At 52.8% G+C, this 25,577-nt stretch carries 15 protein-coding genes and 1 pseudogene; 12 read left to right on the forward strand and 4 right to left on the reverse strand.

What is annotated here, in order from left to right; all coding sequences use genetic code 11:
• Positions 1 to 61 precede the first annotated feature (61 nt).
• From IPG22_02395 to ald, 4 genes and pseudogenes are all read left to right on the forward strand, one after another.
• Positions 62 to 1,570 (forward strand): Do family serine endopeptidase, encoded by a 1,509-nt coding sequence (locus IPG22_02395; GenBank protein ID MBK6587159.1) that lies wholly within the window; start codon positions 62 to 64, stop codon positions 1,568 to 1,570.
• An 82-nt stretch (positions 1,571 to 1,652) separates the two neighbouring features.
• Positions 1,653 to 3,158 carry an aldehyde dehydrogenase family protein gene (locus IPG22_02400; protein MBK6587160.1) on the forward strand — a complete coding sequence of 502 codons (1,506 nt, stop codon included), beginning with the start codon at positions 1,653 to 1,655 and terminating at the stop codon, positions 3,156 to 3,158.
• A gap of 128 nt (positions 3,159 to 3,286) precedes the next feature.
• A pseudogene (gene recQ, locus IPG22_02405) lies at positions 3,287 to 5,453 on the forward strand (DNA helicase RecQ).
• A 180-nt stretch (positions 5,454 to 5,633) separates the two neighbouring features.
• Positions 5,634 to 6,767, forward strand: a complete 1,134-nt coding sequence (gene ald, locus IPG22_02410) for an alanine dehydrogenase (protein MBK6587161.1) — start codon at positions 5,634 to 5,636, stop codon at positions 6,765 to 6,767.
• 78 nt (positions 6,768 to 6,845) lie between these two features.
• Here the strand turns inward: ald and IPG22_02415 are convergent, their stop codons facing one another.
• The 3 genes from IPG22_02415 to IPG22_02425 form a co-directional block, all read right to left on the reverse strand.
• On the reverse strand, positions 6,846 to 7,433 hold the full coding sequence (locus IPG22_02415; protein MBK6587162.1) for a hypothetical protein: 588 nt from the start codon (positions 7,431 to 7,433) through the stop codon (positions 6,846 to 6,848).
• A gap of 5 nt (positions 7,434 to 7,438) precedes the next feature.
• Entirely contained in the window at positions 7,439 to 7,840 is a 402-nt protein-coding gene (locus IPG22_02420) for a hypothetical protein (protein ID MBK6587163.1), read from the reverse strand.
• A 172-nt stretch (positions 7,841 to 8,012) separates the two neighbouring features.
• Positions 8,013 to 9,458, reverse strand: coding sequence for a tetratricopeptide repeat protein (locus tag IPG22_02425; protein ID MBK6587164.1), 1,446 nt, complete (start codon positions 9,456 to 9,458; stop codon positions 8,013 to 8,015).
• Positions 9,459 to 9,832: 374 nt separating this feature from the next.
• Between IPG22_02425 and IPG22_02430 the strand changes: the two genes are divergently transcribed.
• The 8 genes from IPG22_02430 to IPG22_02465 all read left to right on the forward strand — a co-directional run bounded on the left by IPG22_02430 (position 9,833) and on the right by IPG22_02465 (position 25,272).
• Positions 9,833 to 11,122, forward strand: coding sequence for a Glu/Leu/Phe/Val dehydrogenase (locus IPG22_02430; protein MBK6587165.1), 1,290 nt, complete (start codon positions 9,833 to 9,835; stop codon positions 11,120 to 11,122).
• Positions 11,123 to 11,415: 293 nt separating this feature from the next.
• Complete coding sequence (locus tag IPG22_02435; GenBank protein ID MBK6587166.1) at positions 11,416 to 13,767, forward strand: hypothetical protein; 2,352 nt, start codon at positions 11,416 to 11,418, stop codon at positions 13,765 to 13,767.
• Between the two features lie 337 nt (positions 13,768 to 14,104).
• Entirely contained in the window at positions 14,105 to 16,285 is a 2,181-nt protein-coding gene (locus IPG22_02440; GenBank protein MBK6587167.1) for a hypothetical protein, read from the forward strand.
• Positions 16,286 to 16,469: 184 nt separating this feature from the next.
• A complete protein-coding gene (bshC, locus tag IPG22_02445; protein ID MBK6587168.1) occupies positions 16,470 to 18,152 on the forward strand; it encodes a bacillithiol biosynthesis cysteine-adding enzyme BshC in 1,683 nt (560 codons plus the stop codon).
• Positions 18,153 to 20,105 (forward strand): DNA mismatch repair endonuclease MutL, encoded by a 1,953-nt coding sequence (gene mutL, locus IPG22_02450; protein ID MBK6587169.1) that lies wholly within the window; start codon positions 18,153 to 18,155, stop codon positions 20,103 to 20,105.
• Positions 20,106 to 20,230: 125 nt separating this feature from the next.
• Positions 20,231 to 21,913: a sodium:solute symporter gene (locus IPG22_02455; GenBank protein ID MBK6587170.1), complete on the forward strand. Its 1,683-nt coding sequence runs from the start codon at positions 20,231 to 20,233 to the stop codon at positions 21,911 to 21,913.
• Positions 21,914 to 21,966: 53 nt separating this feature from the next.
• Entirely contained in the window at positions 21,967 to 24,564 is a 2,598-nt protein-coding gene (locus IPG22_02460; protein MBK6587171.1) for a PIG-L family deacetylase, read from the forward strand.
• A 27-nt stretch (positions 24,565 to 24,591) separates the two neighbouring features.
• A complete protein-coding gene (locus tag IPG22_02465; GenBank protein MBK6587172.1) occupies positions 24,592 to 25,272 on the forward strand; it encodes a chitosanase in 681 nt (226 codons plus the stop codon).
• 1 nt (position 25,273) lies between these two features.
• Here IPG22_02465 and IPG22_02470 read toward each other — a convergent pair whose 3' ends face one another.
• Entirely contained in the window at positions 25,274 to 25,465 is a 192-nt protein-coding gene (locus tag IPG22_02470; protein ID MBK6587173.1) for a hypothetical protein, read from the reverse strand.
• Between the last annotated feature and the right edge of the window lie 112 nt (positions 25,466 to 25,577).

The following is a 25,577-nucleotide window of genomic DNA, read 5'->3' on the forward strand; positions in this document are numbered from 1 at the left end:
CGAATTGCTATAATCTGTGTTCAACAGTCAGAGGTGTCTTGACGTCAAGTAGGAGAGCATTATGTTGAAAGCCCGATCTTCTCGGCATTTTTATTCCAAATCGATCACAGCGGTTGTTTTTTTGGCGGCTGCTTCCTTCAGCATCAATGTCGAGGCCCAATCCGACAGGTTAGCGAAGTCTTTTGCTGAGATAACAAAGAGGATCGAACCGGCGGTCGTCAGTATCGAGACGAAGGGTAAGACTCAGCAGGTCTCAACTCGGCCCCCGACTCCGGGAAGCGGATCGGAGGGGAATGACGTCATGGATTTTCTGCGGCGTCAGATGCAGCAGAAACCGGTACGTGCGGTAGGCAGCGGCTTTATAGTTGAAAAAGCGGGCTATATTGTTACGAATGCTCACGTTGTAGAGGAAGCCTCACGCATAACGGTCAAGCTGGATTCCGGCGAAGAATACACCGCAAAGGTCATCGGGACCGACGAACAGACCGATCTTGCGGTACTAAAGATCGATGCTCCGAAAGATCTGCCATTTGTGAGGTTTGGCGATTCGGACAAGGCTGAGGTTGGCGATTGGGTTCTGGCGATCGGTTCGCCTTTTGGCCTTGCGAAAACGGTGACCGCAGGGATCATTTCGCAGAAGCAGCGTGAAACCCCTTTTGGCTCGGCGTTTCAGAGATTTATTCAGACGGATGCCGCGATCAACCGCGGAAACTCCGGTGGGCCGCTTGTTAATATCGATGGCGAAGTGATCGGCGTGAATTCACAGATCGCAACCTCGACGGGCGACTACAATGGCATCGGGTTCGCTCTTCCGTCAAAGGTGACCGAAAGTGTCCTCAATCAGATCATCAAGAACGGCAAGGTTCGGCGTGGATATCTCGGAGCATATCTTGATTCGGTAAAAGTAGAATTTGCAAAGGTTTACGGGCTAAAAGATGCGAAAGGCGCGATCATTACGGACGTTCGTGACCCTGACAGTCCGGCGGCGATCGCGGGCTTGAAGGTCGGTGACATCGTTACTGAGTTTAACGGGCAGCAGGTCGAATCTGCTCAGGACCTGATCGGTAAGATCGCGTCGACGCCTCCGGATCAGATGGTAAGCATCAGTTTTATGCGGGAGAATGGCGACAAGCTAGACGCCAAGAGCGCATCGATCAAGCTTCGCGAACGCCCGACAAACCGCACCGCACGCGATGACGAAGACGGTGAACGGCGCGTTTTGCCAGTGGATGGCGTAAAGGGCGATCCTAAACCTTTCGGCCTCACCGTCAGCGAACTTTCGCCGATCCTCGTTGAGAAATATAAACTCGGAACTCAGAAGGGACTCGTTGTAAAAGAGATCAATCCTGCGAGTTTTATCGCGGACGTTAAAGATTCGCTCGGGGGCGAGGCTCTCGGCGAGGGCGATCTTATACAGCGGATCAACCGCGTCAGCGTTACCGATCTCAAGGCTTTTAACGAGATGGTCTCGAAGTTAAAGATCGGAGACCCGGTAGTGCTTCACATCATCAGCTACAATCCACGGTCCGCAAATCAGGAGACCAAGATCGTGCAGTTTACGGTAAGGTGATCTTTGCGTAGGCGAAATGGAGCAGACGAGGGACGGGAAGTTTGAATCTCGTCCCTCGTCGTTTATTATTGGTAGAACAATTATGGCAAAGACAGAGATCAAAAAATACAAAAATTACATTGGCGGCGAGTGGGTCAAATCTTCGTCTAACGAGTGGTTTGACAACGTAAATCCGGCCGATACAACAGACATCGTTGGCCGCTTTCCGCTTTCGAATGCTGAGGACGTGAACGCAGCGGTTTCAGCTGCCAAGGATGCGGCAACACGCTGGCGCAGAACTCCGGCACCGAAGCGGGCGGAACTCCTTTTTACGCTTGGCGAAATTCTGCGCAAACACAAGGACGAATTTACGCAGCAGATGACCCGCGAAATGGGCAAGGTGCTTAAGGAAGCGGGCGGCGATGTGCAGGAAGCGATCGACTGTACCTACTATACAGCCGGCGAAGGAAGGCGTTTGCACGGCTTTACGACACCTGCCGAAATGCCGAATAAGTTTGCTATGTGCGTTCGCCAGCCGGTTGGGCTGTGCGGGCTGATCACGCCGTTCAATTTCCCGATGGCTATCCCGTCGTGGAAGCTTATCCCGGCACTTGTTTGCGGGAATACGGTCGTTCTCAAATCTGGCGAAGACGTGCCTCTTTCATCGCTAAACCTTATCAAAGCATGTGAACAGGCGGGAATTCCAAAAGGCGTGGTTAATCTCGTCAATGGTTCCTCAGACGCCGGAGCGGCTCTCGTGGAAAACCTTGACGTCCGATTGATCTCGTTTACCGGTTCGACAACCACAGGCCGAGTTATTGCGGAACGCTGTGCGCAGGACAACAAGATCGTGAGCCTTGAGATGGGCGGTAAGAACGCGATCATCGTTATGGATGACGCCGATCTGGACAATGCTGTCGAAGGATCGTTGTGGGGAGCCTTCGGTACCAGCGGCCAGCGATGCACGGCGTCGTCTAGACTGATCGTTCACAAGAAGGTGTATAAAAAATTCTGCGAAAAGCTGGTCGCAAAGGTAAAGCAGCTTCGCGTTGGCGACGGTCTCGATCCAAAAACGGAAGTCGGTCCGGTGATAAATCAGCGAGCGTTGGACAAGATCCTCGGCTACATCGATATCGGCAAGATACACGATAAAGCAACGCTTGCGTGCGGCGGCGTTCGTCTCACCAAGGGCGATCATAAGAACGGGTATTTCATCGAGCCGACCGTATTCACAGACGTAAAGCGCGGAATGCGAATTGAGCAGGAAGAGATCTTCGGGCCGGTCACGAGCGTCATTCCGTTCTCAACGCTCGATGAAGCGATCGATATCGTAAACGGCGTAAATTACGGCCTCTCATCAGCGATCTACACGCAGGATGTTAACCAGGCTTTCTACGCAATGCAGGAGCTTTACACCGGGATTTGCTATGTAAACTCGGCCACCATCGGAGCCGAAGTTCACCTGCCATTCGGCGGTACAAAGGGAACCGGTAACGGCCACCGCGAAGCGGGAACACAGGTTCTCGACATCTTCAGCGAGTGGAAATCGCTTTACATAGATTACAGCGGCAAGCTCCAAAAGGCACAGATCGACGCTGTTGAAATATAGACCAAATCGATTTAGAATTTCGAAGAAAATAGGCCACAGATAAAACGGATTCGACGGATCCACACGGATAGTCATTTTTAGCTCCGTGGAGATCCGTTAGATCTGTCGGATCTGTGGCCAACTCTTTTATGTCCATCGAAAAAGCACGCGAGAGCCTCAAGCACCAGTTTGGCTACGATTCCTTCCGGATGAATCAGGAGGCGGTGATCGAGGCTGTCCTTGATAAGAAGGACTGCGTCGTGCTTATGCCAACCGGCGGCGGCAAGTCGTTGTGCTATCAGATACCGGCGTTGATGCTGGATGGGTTGACGGTCGTTATTTCGCCGCTGATCGCTCTGATGAAAGATCAGGTCGATGCCTTGCGGGCGAATGGCGTCGAGGCGGCGTTTCTTAATTCCACGCAGACGAATCGTGAACAGATCGAGGTCTTTCAGGCGGTTCGCAGCGCCAAGCTGAAGCTTTTATATGTTGCTCCTGAGCGGCTTTTGCAGAGCGGTGACCAGTTTCTGGATTTTCTGCATCAGACCGATGTTTCGCTCTTCGCGATCGACGAGGCTCATTGTATTTCAAGCTGGGGACACGATTTCCGGCCGGAATATCTACGGCTCGCGACGCTCAAACGAGAATTCCGGGATATTCCGATCGTCGCATTGACCGCGACGGCGGACAAGCTTGTTCGAAAAGATATCTTTGAGCGGCTTAATATACCGGACGCAGAGCTCTTCATTTCCAGCTTTAACCGGCCAAACATCTTCTACACGGTCGAGCCCAAGCGCAAGTCATACGAACAACTCCTTGATTTTCTCGAAAAACGAAAGGACGATAGCGGCATCATTTACTGCCTTAGCCGCAGTTCGGTCGATTCGCTGGCCGCTGATCTTCGTGAGGAGGGTTTCAGTGCTTTGTCATATCACGCGGGGCTGGACAAACAGACTCGCGACAAACATCAGGAATCTTTTCTAAAGGACGATACGAAGATCGTCGTCGCGACCATCGCCTTCGGTATGGGCATCGATAAATCGAACGTCCGGTTCGTTGTACACATGGACTTGCCAAAGAATATCGAGAGCTACTATCAGGAAACCGGGCGTGCCGGCCGTGATGGCCTCGCGAGCGATGCTTTGCTTTTCTTTAGTTGGGGTGACGTGATCAAGCTGAAGGGTTTTGCCGAGGTTGAGGGAAATGCTCAACAGTCGGCGATCATGCTCAAAAAGCTCGATACGATGGGCAGTTTTGGTGATCTGCGGACGTGCCGGCGAAAGTTTTTGCTCAACTATTTTTCCGAGCCGATGGAGGAGAATTGTGGTAATTGTGACAATTGCACCACCCAGGTAGAGAGGTTCGACGGAACAGTGATCGCTCAGAAAGCCCTGAGTGCGGTGTACCGAACGAATCAGCGTTTTGGCCTCAGCTATCTGGTCGATTTTCTGCGCGGTTCGCAATCTGAAAAGATCCGCGACGAGCATAAGAACCTAAAAACCTATGGCGTTGGGGCTGATATCTCTAAAGACCATTGGACCGAGTATTTCAAGGATCTGATCTCTCAAGGCTATCTTGCTCAGACCGAGGGCCAGTATCCTGTGCTCGTATTGACCGAGACGAGTTTCGATGTTCTTTCGGGAAAAACTACGGTCGAATTGATCAAGGCCCGGGTGCGTGAGGAGAAAACGAAACGTCTTTCGCCGGAAGTTACTTATCCGCATATTCCTGAACTGTTCAACGATCTTCGGCAGGTGCGGACCGTCTTCGCCCGGGCTGAAAATGTTCCGCCTTATGTTGTCTTTTCCGATGCGACGCTTGTCGAGATGGCAACATATCTGCCGCAAACAGAGTGGGAAATGCGAAAGATCTCAGGTGTCGGTGATCTTAAGTTCGACAAATATGGAGCCGATTTTCTGAATGAGATCCGCAATTACTGCGTCCGGAACGGCCTCGTCTCACGGATCGATCTTAAATCTCCGAAACGCGAGCGAAAACAGCGGACAAAGCGTGATGTAAATGGAAAAGATACCTATCACGTCGCTCGATCTCTTTCGCGATGGCCTCTCGATCCCGGAAATTGCGAGGGAACGGTCTCTTTCCGTGACGACGATAGAAAATCACCTCGCCCGATTTATCCCGACCGGCGAAGTTCGCCTTGATCAATTTGTTGCGATCGAAAAGGTCGAGCCGATACGCGAGGCGATCGAGAAGTTCTCCGATTCGAACGCCCTTTCGCCGATCAAAGAGTATCTTGGCGAGGATTATTCATACGGTGAAATAAGGGCCGTGATGGCGGCTGTGTCTGGCGGGTGAGCATCCTGCTCGCCCTGCGATCCCGACAAACCGGGCAAATACTCAAAGATAAAGAACCAACGTAGAGCAGTGTACTCACCTTCCAGTTGGCTAATGGCATTTTAGAAAATCACAACAAACAGTTATAATTCTGGGTTAAAAGAATTTGTTATATCAATAAAACCTTAGGAGTTATTTAAGATGAAGATCGGATTACCGAAAGAGATCAAAGACAACGAATACCGCGTTGGGTTAACGCCGGCTGGTGTTCAGGCATTGACCGCGGCTGGCCATACTGTTTTCGTGCAGAAAACAGCGGGCGAGGGCTCGGGATTTAAGGATGAGCAGTACACAAAGGCCGGCGGTCAGCTGCTCGACACGGCGGATGACGTTTGGGCCGCAGGCGATATGATCGTCAAGGTCAAAGAGCCAGTCGCTCCCGAGTATCCGCGGATGCGTGAAAATCAGCTGCTTTTCACCTACCTACATCTCGCCCCGGAATTCGAACTTACTAAGCAAATGCTTGAGCGAAAAGTAACCGGCGTTGCCTACGAGACAATCACAAGCGGACGCCGCTTGCCGCTGCTCATTCCAATGTCTGAGGTTGCGGGCCGTATGTCCGTGCAGGTCGGTGCCACTTACTTAGAGAAAATGAACGGCGGCCGCGGCATTTTGCTCGGCGGCGTTCCGGGGGTTCCGGCCGCAAATGTGGTCATTATCGGCGGCGGTATCGTTGGAACTGAGGCAGCAAAAATGGCGGTGGGCCTTGGTGCTAAGGTCACGATCATTGACCGTGATCTCGACCGTCTGCGTCAGCTTGACGATATTTTCCTGTCGAAGGTTCAGACACTTGCCTCATCGCGTTACCAGATCGAGGAAGCCATTTCGCATGCAGATCTCGTGATCGGTGCGGTCCTGGTAGTCGGTGCTGCGGCCCCGAAACTTGTGACCCGCGACATGCTTCATCTCATCCCGCAGGGTGCGGTGCTGGTTGATGTTGCGGTCGATCAGGGCGGATGCTTTGAGACCACCCACGCGACGACCCACTCGAACCCGACGTATTACGAGGAAGGCGTACTGCACTACTGCGTAGCGAACATGCCGGGAGCCGTGCCGAGAACCTCGACCTTTGCTCTGACAAATGCCACGCTGCCGTACGCATTGGATCTCGCGAACAAAGGCTTTGAGAGAGCGATCGCTGAAGATTCAGGGCTCTACGAAGGTGTCAACACCTACGCAGGCAAGCTCACCTATGAAGCGGTTGCCACATCGCAGAATCTCGAATACACGCCGCTCGACACTCTCCTCGATCTTAAATCGGCATCGGCTGGATAGACGGTTATTTTAAAAACGAAAAAGACGCGGGCGATTTTCAATTGCTCGCGTCTTTTTTGTTTGTCAGGCATCGGGGTGCTAGTTTTTTCCTTTCTTTGATTTCTCCATCTGGGCAGGCAGTTTTTCGACTGCCGCGATGATCTGGTCGCAGAACTCGAGCGAATCGAGGATCGATCCGGTCTCTGAGCCCGCGTTTGTCTTATCGAGTTCCGCTTTAAGCGCTGGTTGGTAGCGTTGGGCCGCTGCCGCGAGAGCTTTCACGGCCTTTGGGAAAAGGTCCGCAAAACTCTGTTTTGCTTTCTTATCGTCAGGATCAGGCAAAATCGCTGAATCAGGCCGTTCCGCAAGGCCGTCGATGTCGTCTACCGCCTTTTGCAATATACGTTTGATGTCGAGCAGCAGTTGAAACCGGGAACTCTCAGGCAGGACGCCCCATTTTTCCTGTTCCTTGGGCGATATCTTAGCCCCGTGAACGTCCACCTTCAGGGCATCAAAGCGACGGTCGATGATCTTTGTCAGCAGGTTTATTCTATCGTCTATTTTTTGAGCGTCGCGGATCAGTTCGACCTCTTCGGCGGTGAAATAGTCGCGTTGGGCTGAGGCTGTCGGCGGCAGGATCACGAACGCGACGCCTATTGCTATCAAAAACAGAAGTTGGAATTTCATAACGGCTACTGGTTAGGTTTCCTAACCGTTGGTATTACAGAGTCGCCAAAAAGCGAATCGGTTGCCTGAGCCCGCACGGAACGGAGATATCCCATCAGCTTTCTGACGTAGGGATCGTAGCGGAGCGGCAGATCGCGGCGGATGACCTCTATCCTCGGTGCCATTCCGCGGAGCGATATCTCGAGTCGTTTGAAATTATCCAGCACCTTACCGCGCCCGTCATCTTTCTTGTTGAGGAAGCCGAGGGCGTCGTCCATCAGAGCGTGAAAAAAGCCGAGCTCAAGATACATCGCCTCAAAATTCTTAGCCGCGCTCAATTTTTCTGCCGCCGTCAGGCGCAGATTCATCATCTCCACGGAGAGCTTTGTGCGGTCCTTGAGATCGGTCTTTGCATTGAGCCGGGTCATTTCGTCTTTTGAGATTATCTTCAGCGGCGGCGGAGCAGCCTCGAGTTGATCATCCTGAGCTGAGGCCGCAGTGAATAGGGAAAGTTAAGAATTAAAAGCAGAAAACCGATAAAAAGGTAGCCAAATCCTTTAGCCGCCCGATTAGCTTTAAGTGTTAACCCTTTTCTATTCACTATTTTTTCTTTCCTTTGCCGTCTTTCAAAAGTTTTTGGAGCTGCGGCAGCCTGAGGTTGACCTTTTCAATGTCTAGTTTATTCGCCTCGGGATCAGCAAGCCGGAGATAGAGTTGGTAGTTCGCCATCGCGTCCATAAATTCGCCGGCCTCGTCATGAATTATACCTAAAAATAGATAAGCACCCGCCGATCGCGGCTGTGCGGCCGTGAGCCATTCAAACTCGGTCTTTGCCTCCGCGAATCGCTTCAATTGAAAAAGAGCTGTTGCCAGATTAGCATGAGCGGTGAAGTTATCGGGAACAATTTCGAGGATCTTTCGCAGTATCCCGACCGCCGTTTCGAATTGTTTGCCCTGAACCAGAGCCGCCCCAAAGCCAACAGCGTGATTAACGTTACCCGGTTCCGCGTCGGCGGCTTTACGGCAATAGAACAGCGCCTTTTCCGGATTTTCACGGCGATAGAGAGTACAAAGCCGCCCTAATACAAACGCATCAGTCGGATCCTTTTCATACAATTTTTCCAGATCGGCAGGTTTGGTTGATCTCGCCGAAATAAGCTTACTTCTAAGCTCAGATGAAGAGGTGCTTTGCTCTTGGATCGAATCTAATTGGGCTGCTGCTTCGTCATATCTGCCTTCGATGGCGAGAATGCTCGCTCGCAGGAGCTTCAATTGATCCGATGGGGCCGACAATGTTTCGATCCGAGCGGCCAGGTCTCTTGCTCTGGCGATGTCCCCTTCAAAAAGGGCGATTTCTGCGAGGAGGAATAATGCCGATCGATTCTTTGGGTCAGTTTCAAGGGCTTTCAACGTACTTGCCTTGGCAGCCGAACGTTTTTGCAGCGCGTTTTCGAGGGCTGCCCGTGCTGACCAAAGGGCCGGCGTCGCGTTGGCTTTTCCGGTAAGCATGCTGATTTGCACCAGGAGCTTTTCCAACTCGGCTGATGGAGCTTTACTATTTATACGGAGTTCGGTCAGGGCCGTCAGGGCGACAGAATTCTGCGGTTCGAGGCTGACGGCTTTGGTCAGAAGCTTCTCGGCCTCAGCAAACTCTCCTTTGTCTATAAGCAGGGAACCAAGCCCCGTCATCGGCAGTGTCCAGTCAGTACGCAGATCGATGGCCAGCCGAAAGGACCTCTCGGCTTCGTCTTTCTTTCCCAGCATCAATTGAGCGGTGCCGATCTGGTATTGAGCCTCGGGAAATGCGGGCTCGATCTTCAGCGCCTTTTCATAGAGCTTGATCGCACCGGCGAGATCGCCTTTTTCGTGCAGGTTTTGTGCCTCACTAAATACCGCGACGGGGTCGTCGCTTTTTTCATCATCCTGGCCAAACGCGGGAAAGCTCACGATAAAAGCGAAAGTGCCGATAAGCAGGGCAGACGCCATCGAACGGCTTATTGCACGGCTTATTCGAACCAGATCTCGGGTAAACAATTGATACAACATGAAGATCGAATGCTTAATAGTAACACCGACGAGGCGAGATCTTCCAAGGATTTTCGTGTCCGCCGTTTGCGAAGTTTTTTGGTCTCAAAGATTTGCGTTCCTACTTTTTTGTAAGTTAAAATTTTGAGTTTGAACGTGGCGGCTTTTGTGGCCCGCGTTTCCCGCCGAAATGATCGTATCGCTCAACAGATATTCTCCTTAGACGGCGTCCAAATAGCCAAAATTTGTGTATTTTGACAACTCATTTGAGATGCATTTGCATGGAATTTTGTTGGACGGAGAATTCGCTCATTGGCGTCCGATTGGTTTAGACTAGGTATTAGAAAAGTAGTTATTACAGAATAAGATATTTTTATAGTTGGAGATTTTTAACAATGGCAAATCCGATGGCTGATGAAATGCGGCGTTTTCGCGGCAGTGATGAAAAGAATCCGTTCGAAGCAATGAGCGAAAGGTTCGACCGTGCCGCCAGGCTGCTCAATCTCGAAGAAGACCTTTACGCCGTGATGCGCGTGCCGAGTCGTGAACTGAAAGTTTATATTCCGGTAAGAATGGACACGGGGCATATTCAGGTTTTCGAGGGCTTTCGCGTACAGCACAATTTTGCTCGCGGCCCTGCAAAGGGCGGCATTCGCTACGCCCCGGACGTTACTCTCGACGAGGTGAAGGCCCTCTCAGCGTGGATGACGTGGAAATGCGCGGTCGTCAATGTTCCTTTCGGCGGAGGTAAGGGCGGTGTCATTTGCGATCCGCACCAGATGTCGATCGGCGAACTTGAGAGGCTGACGCGTCGGTATACGTCGGAATTGATAGATTTCATCGGCCCCGACAAAGACGTGCCAGCACCGGACATGAACACCGGTGAACAGACGATGGCATGGATCATGGATACATATTCCATGCACATGCGCCACACAGTGAACGCGGTCGTCACCGGTAAGCCGGTCGCTCTCGGCGGTTCGCTCGGGCGTCGCGAAGCTACGGGCCGCGGCGTAATGTTTACAGTAAATGAAGCTATTAAACGTTTTAACCTCACGCCTGAGCAAACGACCGTTGTCGTTCAGGGTTCGGGAAACGTAGGCGGCATCGGTGCGGAATTGATGCACGCGGCTGGTTACAAGGTGATTGCCATATCGGATGTCGGCGGCGGTGTTTACAATCCCAACGGCCTTAATATCCCGCACGTTCTCGAATATCTGAAGAACAACAAATCACTCGAAGGCTATCCGGATGTCGAATTTGTGGATAACAAAGCACTGCTCGAACTTGAGTGCGACGTTCTTGCCCCGTGTGCGACTGAGAATCAGATCACATCGGAAAATGCTGACCGCATTCGCTGTAAAATTCTTGCTGAAGGAGCTAATGGCCCGACCACACCGAAAGCAGATAAGATCCTGCACGATAAGGGCATCTTTGTCATTCCGGACATTTTGGCTAACGCCGGCGGCGTCACAGTCTCATATTTTGAATGGGTTCAGGACCGTATGGGATATTTCTGGTCTGAAGCCGAAGTGAACGAACGCCTTGAGGTTAAAATGATCGCAAGCTTTAACGAACTCGTGCATTATGCAGATAAACATAATGTGGATTCGCGAACAGCGGCGTACATGCTGGCAATCGATAGGGTCGCCTATGATACTCGTATGCGCGGGATCTACGCTTGATCAGCGACGGCAAGGTTCGAAAAAACTTGATTTTTGTGGGTAGTTACGTTAACGTCAAAAGTCGGGGGAATTGTCTTTAAGTGTTGACTTTGAAGTCAAACTCCTCTATAAACATAGCGTAAGTATTGATTTTTCTTTATTTGCACTACGTCCGGTTTCCACCACTTTTGGGTTTGGTAACTAAGCGTAACGTATGCAATAATTATGGAATTGTTTGAGGTCGGACGCGTTTTGCGGCTGATCGATGTTGTTACTATTTGAAATTTAATTTTCTATTTCGGCGGAGGAATGTGATGAAACTCGCTACAAGAGTGTACGTTGTTACACTTATTATATTAACGCTCGTGTTCGCGGTGTCGGCCCAAAAGTCCGAGAAAGAGCCCAGGAACACGGCTCCAACTGTTGGAACTGGAGGACCCGTTGGTGGTCCGACAGGTCTTTTTACTGTCTATGACAGCTCGACCTTGAGAAAAGGCGAATACACCCTGAGCGCGTCACTCAGCAATTACGACCGCGATCCGGGTAACGTCGACATCTCGACCGTCCCGCTAAGTTTTCAGGTCGGCCTCTCTAATAAATTCGAGTTGTTCTTCACGACCGAAGGCTATCGCGGCGTCAAGGTGAATGCTCCGCAGAATCTTTCAGGTTTTTACCTGCCGAATTCGCAGCTTCTGATCGGTAACGCTCTCCGTCGCCCGGGTGCGATCGTGCTTGAGCCGGGCACCTCAGGAACTCGTGCGATCTATCGTCCGATCGGTTCCGCCTTTACGGCGTTTCCATTCACGGGCGGTGTTTTCTACACCCCGAACCTCGGCACAGCAGTTAACACGCTTGGACCGCCGAGAGTCGGCGGAGCTCAGGATCTGTTCCCGGGCGTTGGTTCGGTTTATGGCAGCATCCTTCCGGGTATTGTGCTGACCACGTCGCCGCTGATCAACGGCAACACGGCTCCGGCTAGCTTCTCGACCGCTCCGACGTACACTGCAGATGCTCCTTTCATCAACAGAACGTGGGGAACGTCGTCGTTCAACACGATGAACGTCGGTTTCAAATGGCGTTTCAATGATGAGAAAGCAGCGTGGGGCCATGGTATCACCGCTTTCTACCGCTACTATATGGATAGCGGCAGCGACCTCGCTGGCTTCAACATGATGCAGCGTGGTTCGGGCCCGGGCAGCAGCAAGGGCGACATCGGCGTTACCTATTTCGTTGACGCACGTGCCACGAAGTGGGCTAACGTGTCGTTCAATGCGGGTTACCTCTACACCAGCAAGGTCAAGGGTACATTCGCAGGTGCTGACTATGTAATGTTCGATCCAGGCGACGAGCTTCAGTTGTCGGTCGGTGTTGATTTCCCGGTAAATAAATTTTTCCAACCTATCCTCGAGTTCCGCTCGTTGGATTATGTTGGCGGACGTACCCCAAATGCTCTTGAGCAGAATCCTAAAGACGGTATCGCTGGTTTCCGCGTTTATCCGCGTCGCTGGTTCGGCTTTGGTTTGGCTTATCGCTACAACTTTAACCAACAGGATTTCGACAGCTTCCAGGGTGATACGACCTCAAACTCGGTCACCGTTCTTTGCGGACCTGTTTCGCTTCCTGGCTGCGTTCCAACCACCACGACGGTCACCCGAGAAGGTGTCCCGGTTGGTCTTGGAACTTCGGCAGATCCGCACGGTTACATTGCTAACTTCTGGATCGGTCGTCGCGATAAACGCCTTGGCGAAGTCGTGAACCAGCCAGCGAACGTTGACTCCGTCTCGCTGAGCGATATGGTCATCACGCTTCCTTGCCGTCCGGGCACGACATCCAAATCGGGTGCCTGCAACGACAGCAAGACGATCAGCGTATCGACCAAAGCGAGCGATCCTGAAAACGACGTCCTTACCTACAACTACACCGTCTCAGGCGGACGGATTGTCGGAACAGGTGCAAACGTTCAGTGGGATCTCAGTTCGGCTCAGGTCGGAACTTACACGATCGTGACGGGCGTCGATGATGGTTGCGGTGTTTGCGGCAAAACGGATACCAAGACGATCCGCGTTGAAGAATGTCCTGACTGCCAGGCTCCACCGAAGACTTGTTCGTGCCCGACGCTGTCGGTTAGCGGACCTGCCGGAATCACGAATCCTGGCGACACCATGACCTTCACGGCAAGCGCAAGCGGCGATGTTACCTATAACTGGACAGTTTCGGCTGGTTCGATCGAATCCGGTCAGGGAACGCCAAGCATCACTGTTCGCACAACCAAGGAAATGGCTGGCTCGAACGTAACCGCTACGGTAAACATCGGCGGCACAGACCCAACATGCAACTGTCTTACCACTGCGTCCGACAATGGTGGAGTAGCTGCGATCCCGACCGCAACCCCGGTTGACGAATACGGTGCTCTCAAAGATGATGACGTCAAGGCTCGTGTTGACAACTTCTATATCCAGTTGAACAACAATCCGAGTGCTAAGGGCTACATCATCAACTACGGAACAGCCGCTCAGATCAAGAAGCAGAAAGCTCAGATCATGAAGGCGATCACCTTCCGTAAATACGATGCAGGCCGTGTGACGTTTGTTGACGGTCCGAACAACGGCGAGGTTAAGACCAAGTTCTGGTTGGTACCTGCCGGTGCGGACAATCCACAGCCGTAAGCATGCAAGCTTCGCATCCCTCGGGATGTGAACATCAAATAACCAAGACGGCCGGGACGATCATCACGAAGTCCCGGCTGTTTTTTGTTTAAATATCTGTGCTTGTATTAAGCTAATGCTTAATTTCGCTTTGCATTGGCATTGCTTTTCTGTAAGATAGTGGTTGTTCGTTTTCATCGGCATCAACAATAGTTGTGTCAATTTACCAGATTAGTTTGGATGGAACTGCAAACCTGTGGGCCCGTTCTGAGCATCAAACCAGCGACGCGGCGCTTGCTCTGCGATCAGGTACTTGTTTTCAGGCCTTCTCATCTTTGTTATTAGGAATCTCAAGACTATGCCGAACCTAAGAAAGCTTCGATCCGTTTTATCGATATTGTTGACCGTTGCGATCTCGCACGTTTCTTTGTCATTGGCATTCGCTGCTGACGTACATTCGGTTGACGCAGCTGATTCGTACGCTGACTGGCAGGTCGTCGGCCCGACTGGCGGCGATGTGCGCGTCGTCGAGATCGATCCAAAGGATAAGAACCGCCTATATATCAGCACCCTCGACGGTCAAATCCATACGTCCGCTGACGGCGGCAAGACATGGCGGCTTCTCGTTAACCTGAACAAGGCTGAGCTTATCTTGGATCAACTGCTGGTCGATTCTCAAGATTCGCGAACGATCTACACCTCCGGACATCGCGGAAACGCTCCCGGCGGCTTCTTCCGCTCGACCGACGGCGGTGAGACTTGGAAAGAATCGAAAGAACTCAAGGGCGAGTCGATCCACTCGATGACCCAATCACCGGTCGATCCAAAACTCATCCTCCTGGGAACAACACGAGGCGTTTGGTCTTCGAAAAATTCCGGTGAAAGCTGGGAGAAAATATCGTCGACTACCATGCCGGTGAATATCGATTCGCTTGCGATCGACCCAAGGACCGAGAACACGATCTACGCCGGAACCTGGTGGCGTGCCTACAAGAGCACCGATGCCGGAAAGAACTGGCGTCTGATACGCGACGGAATGATCGATGATTCCGATGTTTTTGCCGTGACGCTAAACCCGAAAAATCCAGATCACGTCATTGCTTCGGCGTGCAGTGGTATTTATGAGTCGTTCAACGGCGGGGAAAAATGGGCCAAGATCAATGGCATTCCGTCCCAATCGCGCCGAACCCGAGATATTCTGCAGCACCCGACGATTCCCGGCACGGTATATGCCGCGACGACCGAGGGATTCTGGATGACGACAAATGGCGGGAAGAGCTGGGCTCTGACGACGCAGCGTAACCTTGAGATAAACTCGATCGCTGTTCACCCCGACGAGCCGAATCGTGTTTTTATTGGAACGAACAACTACGGCGTAATGGTCTCGAACGACGGCGGGCGTAATTTCCAGCAGACAAATACCAATTTCAGCAGCCGTTTCACTTATCTCGTCACGCCGGACGTTCAGAAAGCGAATCGCCTTTACGCTGCAACGCACAACACGGCGACCGGCGGCGGTTTCTTTTTTGTCAGCGACGATAGCGGTGCAACTTGGAAGCAGTCGATCGGCTTAGACGTTGGCCGAGTCAGGACATTCACGCTCCGTCAGGATGAAACCAACCCGAATTCGATGTTTTTGGGAACCAATCTTGGCATATTCCGCACAACTGATCGTGGTAATTCGTGGACTCAACTTGCCGCCGCTAAGCCGGCAGCAAAACCGCCGGTCAAGAAGCCCGCCGCGAAGCCCGCTGCAAAGCCAGCGGTTAAAGCGCCTGTTAAGTCGACGGTTAAAAAAACAGCAGCGGTCACTGCCCGAAATGCTCCTCCCGCTGTCACGAATGCAGCGGCGGCCTCAGCACCAAAGCTTATCCCGGCGCTCACTGACAAAGTGACGATCATCGAAATGATCCCTGGCGGCGGGCTCTACGCCGGAACGGATAAAGGCCTTTACCGCAGCCTCGACCTCAACAAAGGATGGGAAAAGCTTTCTTTTGGGGAAGGCTTGAATGAAAATGTTTTTGCAGTTCACGTATCGGCGGCACGGCCCGATACGGTTTGGGTCGGAACGGCAACGTCGGGTGTCCTCGTTTCACGCGATAAGGGCATGACGTGGAATAAAGCCGGCGGAGCGGCTGATAATGTGCCGGTGAGTTCCATCACCTCCGATCCGAAACGCCCGGATTACATCTATGTGGGCACAACTCAGACCTTCTATCTTAGCCGTGACAATGGCAAAACATGGACACGCCGCGGCGGCAATCTCTCGCTGGGTAATTTTACGAGTATCCTGATCAACCCGAACAACACCGACGAGATCATTATCTCCAGTGCGATCGATACGGACGGCGGCGTCTTTATTTCGTCCGATGCCGGTAACCGCTGGAGACGGGTGGACACAAAAGAGATGAAACTACCGAGCCGCCGAATCTGGTCAATGGCCTTCGATCCTCAGGATCCGGACCGTATCTTTGCGGCGACGCATTCCTCTGGTGTTTACAAGATCGAGCGGATCGCCAAAACGACCGCCGGAATGTGATCGAAAGCCGGTCAAACTAAGAAAAAGAGCTGTCTGAAAATCAATTCAGGCAGCTTTTTTATTTGATCAGAACCATTGCTGGTTCGGAAAGCTCCCTACGCTTGACCCGGCGGTTGTGAGTTGGCAACTTGGAACTTTTCCGCTGGAATTCTATAATCTGACGAGATAACAAGGAGCCATCAGTTTGAAGCAAGAGACCGCTCGTGAATCTGCATCGGGGAAGCCTGGCTGTCGGGTTTCGCGATTACCATTCTCAGAGATACCGCACCAGTCGCGGCTTTTTGTTCAGTATCAGAACGACCCTCTGTCCCTCAAAAAATTCTACCCTAACGTACTCGCATCGCCCGACGATGTCGTGTCATTTATTCCGACGGTACTTTCTAATTACACGACCGATCGCGGCCAACTCTGCGACGTTCTATCTGAGATCAACACGGCTCTCGATACCGGTGCTCTAACGGGTGAGAACATTGAGAAGCTCAGAGATCTGGAAACGGTCGCGGTTATAACGGGACAGCAGGCAGGATTGTTCACCGGCCCTCTCTATACGATCTATAAAGCACTCTCTGCCGTAAAGCTGGCCCGGGAATTGACTGAGAAAGGAATAAAGGCCGTTCCGGTGTTTTGGGCGGCGACCGAGGACCACGATTTCGAAGAGGTTTCCGAAGCGTTCTTCGTAGACAAGATAGGCTCTGTTACCGTTGCGAAGTACTCGCCCAAAAGCAGGATCGAGGGAACGCCCGTCGGGACCGTTACGATCGACGGCGAACTGGTGAAAATGATCGAACAGGTTTTCGATGATCTGCCCCGAAATGAATTTTCGGCAGAGATTCCCGACCGATTAGCTCAGATCTGGGCCGAGGGGACGAAGTTTGGTGAAGCATTCGGGAAGACTCTGGCTTGGTTACTTGGCAAATTTGGGATCGTTTACATCGATCCGATGCACCCAGGTGTCAAACGGCTTTCATCTCCGATCTTTGCGTCGGCGATCGAGAATGTGGACGCGATCGTGTCGAGCGTTGTTGCTCGCGGCAGGGAATTGGTGGATCAGGGCTATCACGCGCAAGTTTTGGTCGAGGAAGATTACTTTCCACTGTTCTGGCACGACGACGAAGGGCGGCGTCTTGCCCTCAGAAAGACCGGTGAAGGCGTTTTTAAGGAGAAAACAGGCCGAAGGTCGTTTTCCGTCTCAGAATTGCGTCAGATCGCCGTAAATGAGCCGGGCCGTTTCAGCCCGGGCGTCATGCTGCGGCCTGTGGTGCAGGATTTTCTGTTCCCGACCGCGTGTTATTTCGGCGGCGGGGCTGAGGTTGCATATTTTGCCCAGAACAGTGAAGTTTACCGGGTACTCGGACGTCCGGCGACGCCCGTATTCCACCGGCAGAGTTTTACCGTAGTTGAGGCAAAACAGCGCCGCGTGCTTACCAAATTCGATCTTGAACTCAAGGATCTGTTCGATGAGAAGGAAAACACAATCCTGGATCTCGCCGCGAACAGTGTTTCGCCTGAGACCGCGCGGCTCTTTGCGGAGGTCGAAGAGCGGATCAATACGGAGATGAATCGGCTCGACCAGGCAGTTTCGCACATTGAGCCGACGCTTGCGGCAAATGTTGCCCGCCGTCGGCATCGGATCGTCTATCACATAGCGGCGTTGCGAAAGAAATCATTGATCGCAAAGGTTCGAAACGATGAGATCTCGAACCGCCAGATCGCCGAGCTTTTTGCAAGCCTGATGCCGAACGGCGGGCTGCAGGAACGCACGATAAACGTGTTCTCGTTCCTGAATAGATACGGATTGCAGTTCATCGACTGGATCTACGACGCGATCGATCTTGATGACAAAGATCACCGGATAATAGAGCTGTAAATGAACAAGATAAAGATCCTATCCGATAATCTTGCAAACCAGATCGCCGCTGGCGAGGTAGTCGAGCGGCCTGCGTCTGTCGTCAAGGAACTCGTCGAAAACTCGATCGACGCCGCCGCGGCACGCATCCAGATCGATATAGAACTCGGCGGGCGACGCCTGATGCGGATCAGCGACGACGGCGAAGGCATGAGCCGCGACGACGCGATCCTGGCATTCGAACGGCACGCGACTTCGAAGATCAAAACTGCGGAAGATCTCGGCAGCATCGCAACGCTCGGGTTCCGCGGAGAAGCTCTGGCGTCTATTGCGTCTGTTGCAAAGGTCGAACTCTTAACAAAGACCGAACCCGAAGGCACGGCCTCTCGCGTCGTTATCGAGGGCGGACGGCTGATCGACGTAAAGGACGCCGCACGCGACACGGGGACGACGATATCGGTCCGCGATCTTTTTTACAATACGCCTGCGAGACGCAAATTCATGCGGTCCGAGGCGACCGAAAATTATCATCTGACCAGTATCGTCACGCACTACGCACTCGCTCACCCGGAGATCGCTTTCACGCTGACGAATAACGGCCGCGAGGTCATCCGCGTCGCTCCGGCGAAGGATCTGCGGGAACGGGCATTCCAAATATTCGGCCGAGATCTGCTAGAGAGTCTTTTGCCAGTCGATGGCGGCAGGGAATATGTGGCGAAGGTATCTGGATTTGTGTCCGCTCCCCGTGAGCGTCGAACAACGCGTGATTCTCAGTATTTCTTTGTAAACAAACGCTTTGTCCGCGATAAAACGATCGCGGGCGGCCTGCTCGAAGGCTTCCGTTCGGTCCTTCCGCACGGCGTTTATCCGGTCGCATTTCTGTTTCTCGAAATGCCCCTTGAGGAGATAGATGTGAACGTCCATCCGGCGAAAACCGAGGTGCGTTTTCGCCGCGGAGAAGCTGTAAAAGATGTGATCGCCGAGGCCATTCGTGCCGCTCTCGCGAACGCCGGGATCGTGGGGGAACTTAGGCCCGAGCGTGATCTTGAACCCGAAACTCAGCCAGTCTATGCTCCGCCGGTACATGTTCAGCCGCCTGAGCAAAGCCGGATCGAATTTATTGACAACACGCTTGAATTCAAGCCGAAAGATACTGAACAGGCACGTGAGCCCGAGCCGCTTGTTCGCGTCGCCTCCGCGAATCCGCAGCTCGAGCGAGGCGATGTTTATCATCCGCTGGTTGTCGAAGATCCGTCTTTAGAAGCGGCCGGATTCTTCGTGGCCGAGGGCATTTCGGTTCCCGAAGAGCGGTTGCCGCCAGCGGGCTATGCGGTTTTGCCGCCGGTGGATTCAGGAATAAAGGTCGCTAGATCGATCGAGATCGACGCCGTTTCCGGTTCGAAGATCCAGCCGATCGGACAGCTTCATGACAGCTTTATTATCGCAGTGGATGACGAAGGCCTGCTGCTGATCGACCAGCACGTGGCTCACGAGCGGATCCTTTTCGACAAGTTCCGGAAGAGCGAGACGGACCGGCAGATCGAGTCGCAAAATCTGCTTTTGCCTGAAACGATCGACCTTTCGCCGGCTCAATCCGAGGCCTTTCAGTTGATCGAGGACGATCTGGAATCGCTCGGATTCGGACTGATGCGCCTTTCGGGTCGAACGGTGGCGATCAAGAGCATTCCGACCGATCTGCAGCCGGCGGAGGCGAGAAATCTGTTTTCGGAGATCCTGGACACTGTCGAGCACGAGAAAAAAGGCGGTGCGAAAAAGACCTTGCGGGATTACATCGCTGCCAGCCTGGCCTGCAAGGCGGCGGTCAAGATCAACATGAAGCTCACGCCCGAGAAGATGCGCTGGATGATCGACCGTTTGCTCGTCACGACGTCGCCGACCACCTGTCCGCACGGACGACCGGTTATTTTGCGGCTTTCGATGAAGGACATTGAGCGGGCGTTTCACCGAACCTAGATGGAAAACGAAAAGAAACAAATACCGGAGCGGCCCGATGCGTTTTGGAACAGGGTTTACGCGGGAGTTGTGGTCTCGGCCTTTGTTGTGGTCACGGCTCTTTGGGCATTTGGTAAATATTTCAGATGAGATCACTCGATTGGGCAATCGTCGTCGCGTACCTTATTTACGTCGTTTGGGATGGTATCCGAATGACGAAGCACAGCGGCAGTAAGGAAGGGTATTTCCTAGCCGATCGCGGCCTGCCGTGGTGGGCTGTCGGGCTGTCAGTAATGGCGACGCAGCTTTCGGCGATCACCCTCGTTGGGACTACGGGCCAGGCCTATAGCGATGGGATGCGATTCATTCAGTTCTACTACGGACTGCCGTTTGCGATGATCATTCTTTGCGTGACGGTCGTACCGTTCTTTCACCGGGCCAATGTTTTTACGGCCTACGAGTACCTTGAAAAGCGCTTCGATGTAAAGGTTCGCACGCTTACGAGCTTCTTTTTTCTCATCTCACGCGGACTTGGCGTTGGTACGATCATCTCAGCGCCATCGATAGTTCTCTCGATCGTTTTCGGCTGGAATCTGATAGCCACGATCTTCGCGATCGGGCTCTCGACAACGATATACACCGTGTTTGGCGGCGTTCAGGCGGTCACGTGGACGGACGTGAAGCAGATGGTGATCATCGGTTTTGGGCTGAGCGTCTGTTTTCTGGTGATCCTGTGGAGCTTTCCGGCCGGTGTGACGCTCGGTGACGGACTCCATTTGGCGGGCAGTCTGGGCAAACTGAATATGGTCGATACCACTTTCGACCTGAAGGAAAAATACACCATCTGGTCGGGATTGATCGGTGGCCTATTCCTCATGCTCGGCTATTTCGGCTGCGATCAGAGCCAGGTGCAGCGGTTCCTCACGGCAAAGTCGGTTGACGAAGGCCGCACTTCGCTATTGATGAGCGCTTTTTTGAAGATCCCGATGCAGTTCGGGATCCTGCTGATCGGCATCATGGTCTTTGTGTTTTATCAGTTCACGGCACCGCCGATCGTTTTTAACCCGGCGGAGGTCGACAAAGCGGCCCAGACAGAAGAATTCCGGCAGATACAGAGTAAATATGCCGCGGCTCATGCCGAACGTCGCGAAGCTGCTTTGAAATTTGAACCCGAAGATGGGCAGTTACGCCAGAACTACATCGAAGCGGATAAAAAGTTCAACGAGAGCCGCAAGGAGGCTGTTGCATTCGTCCGATCGACCAGTAATCCTGGCTTTAACGACATCAACTACGTCTTCCCGACATTCGTGCTGGAAAATATGCCGATGGGCGTGATCGGGCTGTTGATCGCCGCGATATTTGCGGCGGCGATGTCATCCATCGCGGCGGAACTCAACGCTCTGGCGACGGCGACGACCATCGATTTCTACAGGCGTCTTTATAAGCCCGACGCTACCGACGCGCACTATGTAGCCGTCGGCCGGGCGACTACGTTTATCTGGGGAATCTTTGCGTGTATCGTTGCGATCTTTGCGACAAATCTGGGTTCGCTGATCGAGGTCGTCAACAAATTTGGCTCGTTCTTTTACGGCTCGCTGCTTGGGGTGTTTGTGCTGGCATTTGTGGTAAAAAGGGCTCGGGCACGCGGAGCATTTTTTGGGTTGTTGTTTGGAATCACTTCGGTTTGGACGGCGAGTATTTTTACCGACATTGAATTTCTTTGGTTCAACGTGATCGGCTGTCTGGTTACGGTTTTGGCCGGTTTCCTGATCAGCTTGACGGTCGGAGATGAACCAGAACGCGGAGACGCAGATACACAGAGTTTATGAGACTGACGAGATCAAGAGCCTTAACAGTTATTTTGTTTGCGGGTAGTTTGCTTTTGCATTCAGCACTCCCGCTCACGACGTCAGCGCAGGTTAGGCCGGTAAATGATTACGGTGCGTTGGGAATTGGCCGTTTGCTTAGAAAGCTGAATACAACGGCGAGCGTGATGATGGTCGGAGCACATCCTGATGATGAAGATTCGTCGCTGCTGGCCTTTCTCGCACGCGGTGAGAACGCGAGAACATCTTACCTGAGCCTGACCCGCGGTGACGGAGGGCAGAACATCATCGGGCCGGAACTGTTCGAATCGCTCGGTGTCATCCGCACCGAAGAGCTACTGCAGGCACGCCGTTTGGACGGTGCGGAGCAGTATTTTGCCCGGGCATTCGACTATGGCTTTTCAAAATCGCTGGCGGAGGCGAAGCAGAAATGGGATGAGAAGATCGTTCTCTGCGACGTCGTTCGCGGGATCCGCGGCTTCAGGCCGATGGTCGTTTTATCACGGTTTTCGGGCACACCTTCGGATGGTCACGGCCAGCATCAGTACGCCGGCTATATTACGCCTCTGGCTGTGAAAGCGGCGGCGGATCCGGCTCAGTGCACGCAGTCAGGAACGCCTTGGCAAGTGCAAAAATTTTACAGCGGTATCGGCGGAACACCGAGTTTGCGGGTGAATACGGGGCAGTTCGACACGATGCTTGGGAGATCGTACTCAGAGATCGCGATCGAAGGCCGCAGCCAGCACAGGTCGCAGGGTGAGGGCCGGATCGAGGTACGGGGAGAAAGATTCTCGGGCTTAAATTTGGTAGACAGTAAAGTCGCGAAGGTCGAGAAGGAAACGAGCATTTTTGATGGTCTCGATACGACGGTCACGGGCTTGTCAGCGGTTGCGGGGAACTCTTTTCCGGGGCTCGCGGCAGATCTCGAATCGATCAAGAGATCCGCTGAAACGGCACTGAAAGAATTTCGTCCGGTCGAGATCCGAGCGATGTCGCCGGCGCTTCAAACTGGGCTACGATCGACCAGAGATGCGAGAGCCAAGCTCTCGAACAGCTCCGAGGCGAGCAGTCGTGCCATTGACTCGATCCTCGCCCGTAAGGAAGCTGAATTTTCGGCGGCAATAGCATCGAGTTATGGCATAACGCTCGACGCTTTATCTGACAAGGAAACGGTGGTTCCGGGTGACGATCTGCTTGCGAACATTAACGTTTATTTTCCAAAAGATCAGACGGTCAGCGTCAAGCAGATCTCGCTGAAGGTTCCGAGCGGCTGGAATGCCGCGAAGACTGTTGCACCAACGGCCGCAAATCCTGGATTTGCTGGTCGCGATGTCGCGAACCAAGCAGAGTATTACGCAGTGACTGTCGCAAAAAATGCGGTGATCACCCAGCCATATTGGCTTATCGAACCGCGTGATGGCGATCTGTTTCGTTGGCCTCAGGATGATACACAGAACCTGCCGTTTCAGCCCCAACTCCTGTCCGCACAAGCGACATTCAGCGTGGGTGGGATCGAGATCGTGCTCGAACAGCCGGTGCAGTACCGCTTTGCAGATCCGTCGCGGGGCGAAATACGGCGTGAGATCAATGTAGTTCCAGCCCTATCGCTAAGCGTCGATCAAAGATTAATTGTCATCCCGCAGAGTGAAAAACCGCAGACGCGAACGTTGGCAATCAACGTAACAAGCAACTCGGTAAAGCCGATTTCAGGCGTCACGGCTTTGAGTGTCGAAAAGCTGCCAAAATGGGATATTAAGCAAAATTCAAGCGGCTTTATGCTCAAAACCAAAGGTGAGAATTCGACTTTGAGCGTCCATATGAGCATTCCTGCAAGAACGCAGCTCGGTACCTATTACATCTCTCCGAACGCTTCGTCCGGCAACGTTACTGCCGAGCAGACAATGACGACGATAGCTTATCCGCACATTCAGACGCACCGTTATTACACGCGTGCCGAGACAAAGGTTGAGGTTCTCGATCTAAAGGTGTCACCCGTCAAGGTCGGCTATATTATGGGCAGCGGTGACGAGGTGCCTGAGGCGATCAGGCAAATTGGACTCGCGGTCACGATGCTTGAGGAAAAAGATGTCGCGTCGGGCGATCTATCGAAGTTTGACACGATCGTGGTCGGCATTAGGGCGTCGGAAACGCGGCCTGATCTGGTTGCGAATAACGGTCGACTGCTCGAGTACGCAAAGAACGGCGGCAACGTCATTGTGCAATACCAACGCGGTAATTGGACGGCACTTGCTCCATTTCCGGTGACGGTCGCGGATACTCAAAGAACGGCTGCAGGTAGCATTGCACGCGTCGTAGACGAAAACGCCAAAGTGAATATTCTCGAGCCCGCACATCCGGTATTCAATACGCCGAACAAGATCACTGACGCGGATTTCAGCGGCTGGGTTCAAGAGCGGAATGCTTATAACCTGGTGACCTTTGACGCGCAGTTCACGCCGCTTCTAGAATCGCATGATGCCGGCGAGGCGGAGAATAAGGGCGGACTCGTTGTCGCGCAGTTAGGGAAGGGAACTTGGACGTATTGCAGCTATTCTTTCTTTCGCCAATTGCCGAATGGCGTCAGTGGAGCGTATCGGTTGTTCGCAAATCTACTAAGTCTGCCGAAGGCACAAAAACCGAAAGCGACGAAGTAAAGTCAATCGAAATTTGGGGGATCTCGAATGAACCTTTCATCCAAGCACAAGACACTGATCACAAAGGTGATAAACGTATTCGAATCCGGCAAGCCGGACGGGAATTATAGTGTGATCGCGATCTTTAACGACGGGCCGAATGACATCAGGCAGATCACGTACGGACGGTCTCAGACCACTGAATACGGCAACCTTGCCAAGCTCGTGAAAAATTACGCAGCGGCGAGCGGAATATACAGCAAAAAGCTAAAACCCTTTGTCGACAAGGTTGGCGTTACGCCGTTGACGGACGATGATACCTTCAAAACCCTGCTCAAAAAAGCTGGTAACGAAGACCCGGTCATGCGGACAGTTCAGGATGTGTTTTTCGATGAGGTTTATTACAAACCGGCGATAAAATGGGCGAGCGACAGAGGTTTTATTTTGCCGCTTTCGGCATTGGTCATCTACGATTCGTTTATCCAGAGCGGCAGCATTTTGTCGGTGATCCGCAATATGTTTCCCGAAACTGTCCCGGCAAACGGCGGAAATGAAATAGAATGGACGACCGCTTATGTTAACGCCCGCCACGAATGGCTTGCCAACCATTCACGTGAAGCAGTTCGCAGCACGACCTATCGCACCAAATGTTTTAAGGCTGAGATCGACCGTGGAAATTGGCCGCTGACCAGTCTGCCGATAAACGCGAACAGGACGAAGGTTTCGTAAGCTACTCGATGACGACGAGGACGTCTCCCGCCCCGACCGTGTCGCCCTCGGCGGCCTTGATCGCGGCGATCACACCGTCTTTGGGAGATTTCATTTCATTCTGCATCTTCATCGCCTCGACGACGACCACGCCGTCACCCTTTTGAACGGTATCGCCCTGGGCAACCAGTACCCTGACGACCTTGCCGGGCATTGCGGTCTTGATCTCAGCTTTCCCTGAGGCGTCAGTATCATTGCCGGCGGTTCCACGGAGCCGTTTGGGATCGATAATGCGGATCTCGTGAACCCCTGACTTTACCCGCACC

Source organism: Acidobacteriota bacterium (assembly GCA_016703965.1).
In the GTDB taxonomy this organism is placed as follows: domain Bacteria; phylum Acidobacteriota; class Blastocatellia; order Pyrinomonadales; family Pyrinomonadaceae; genus OLB17.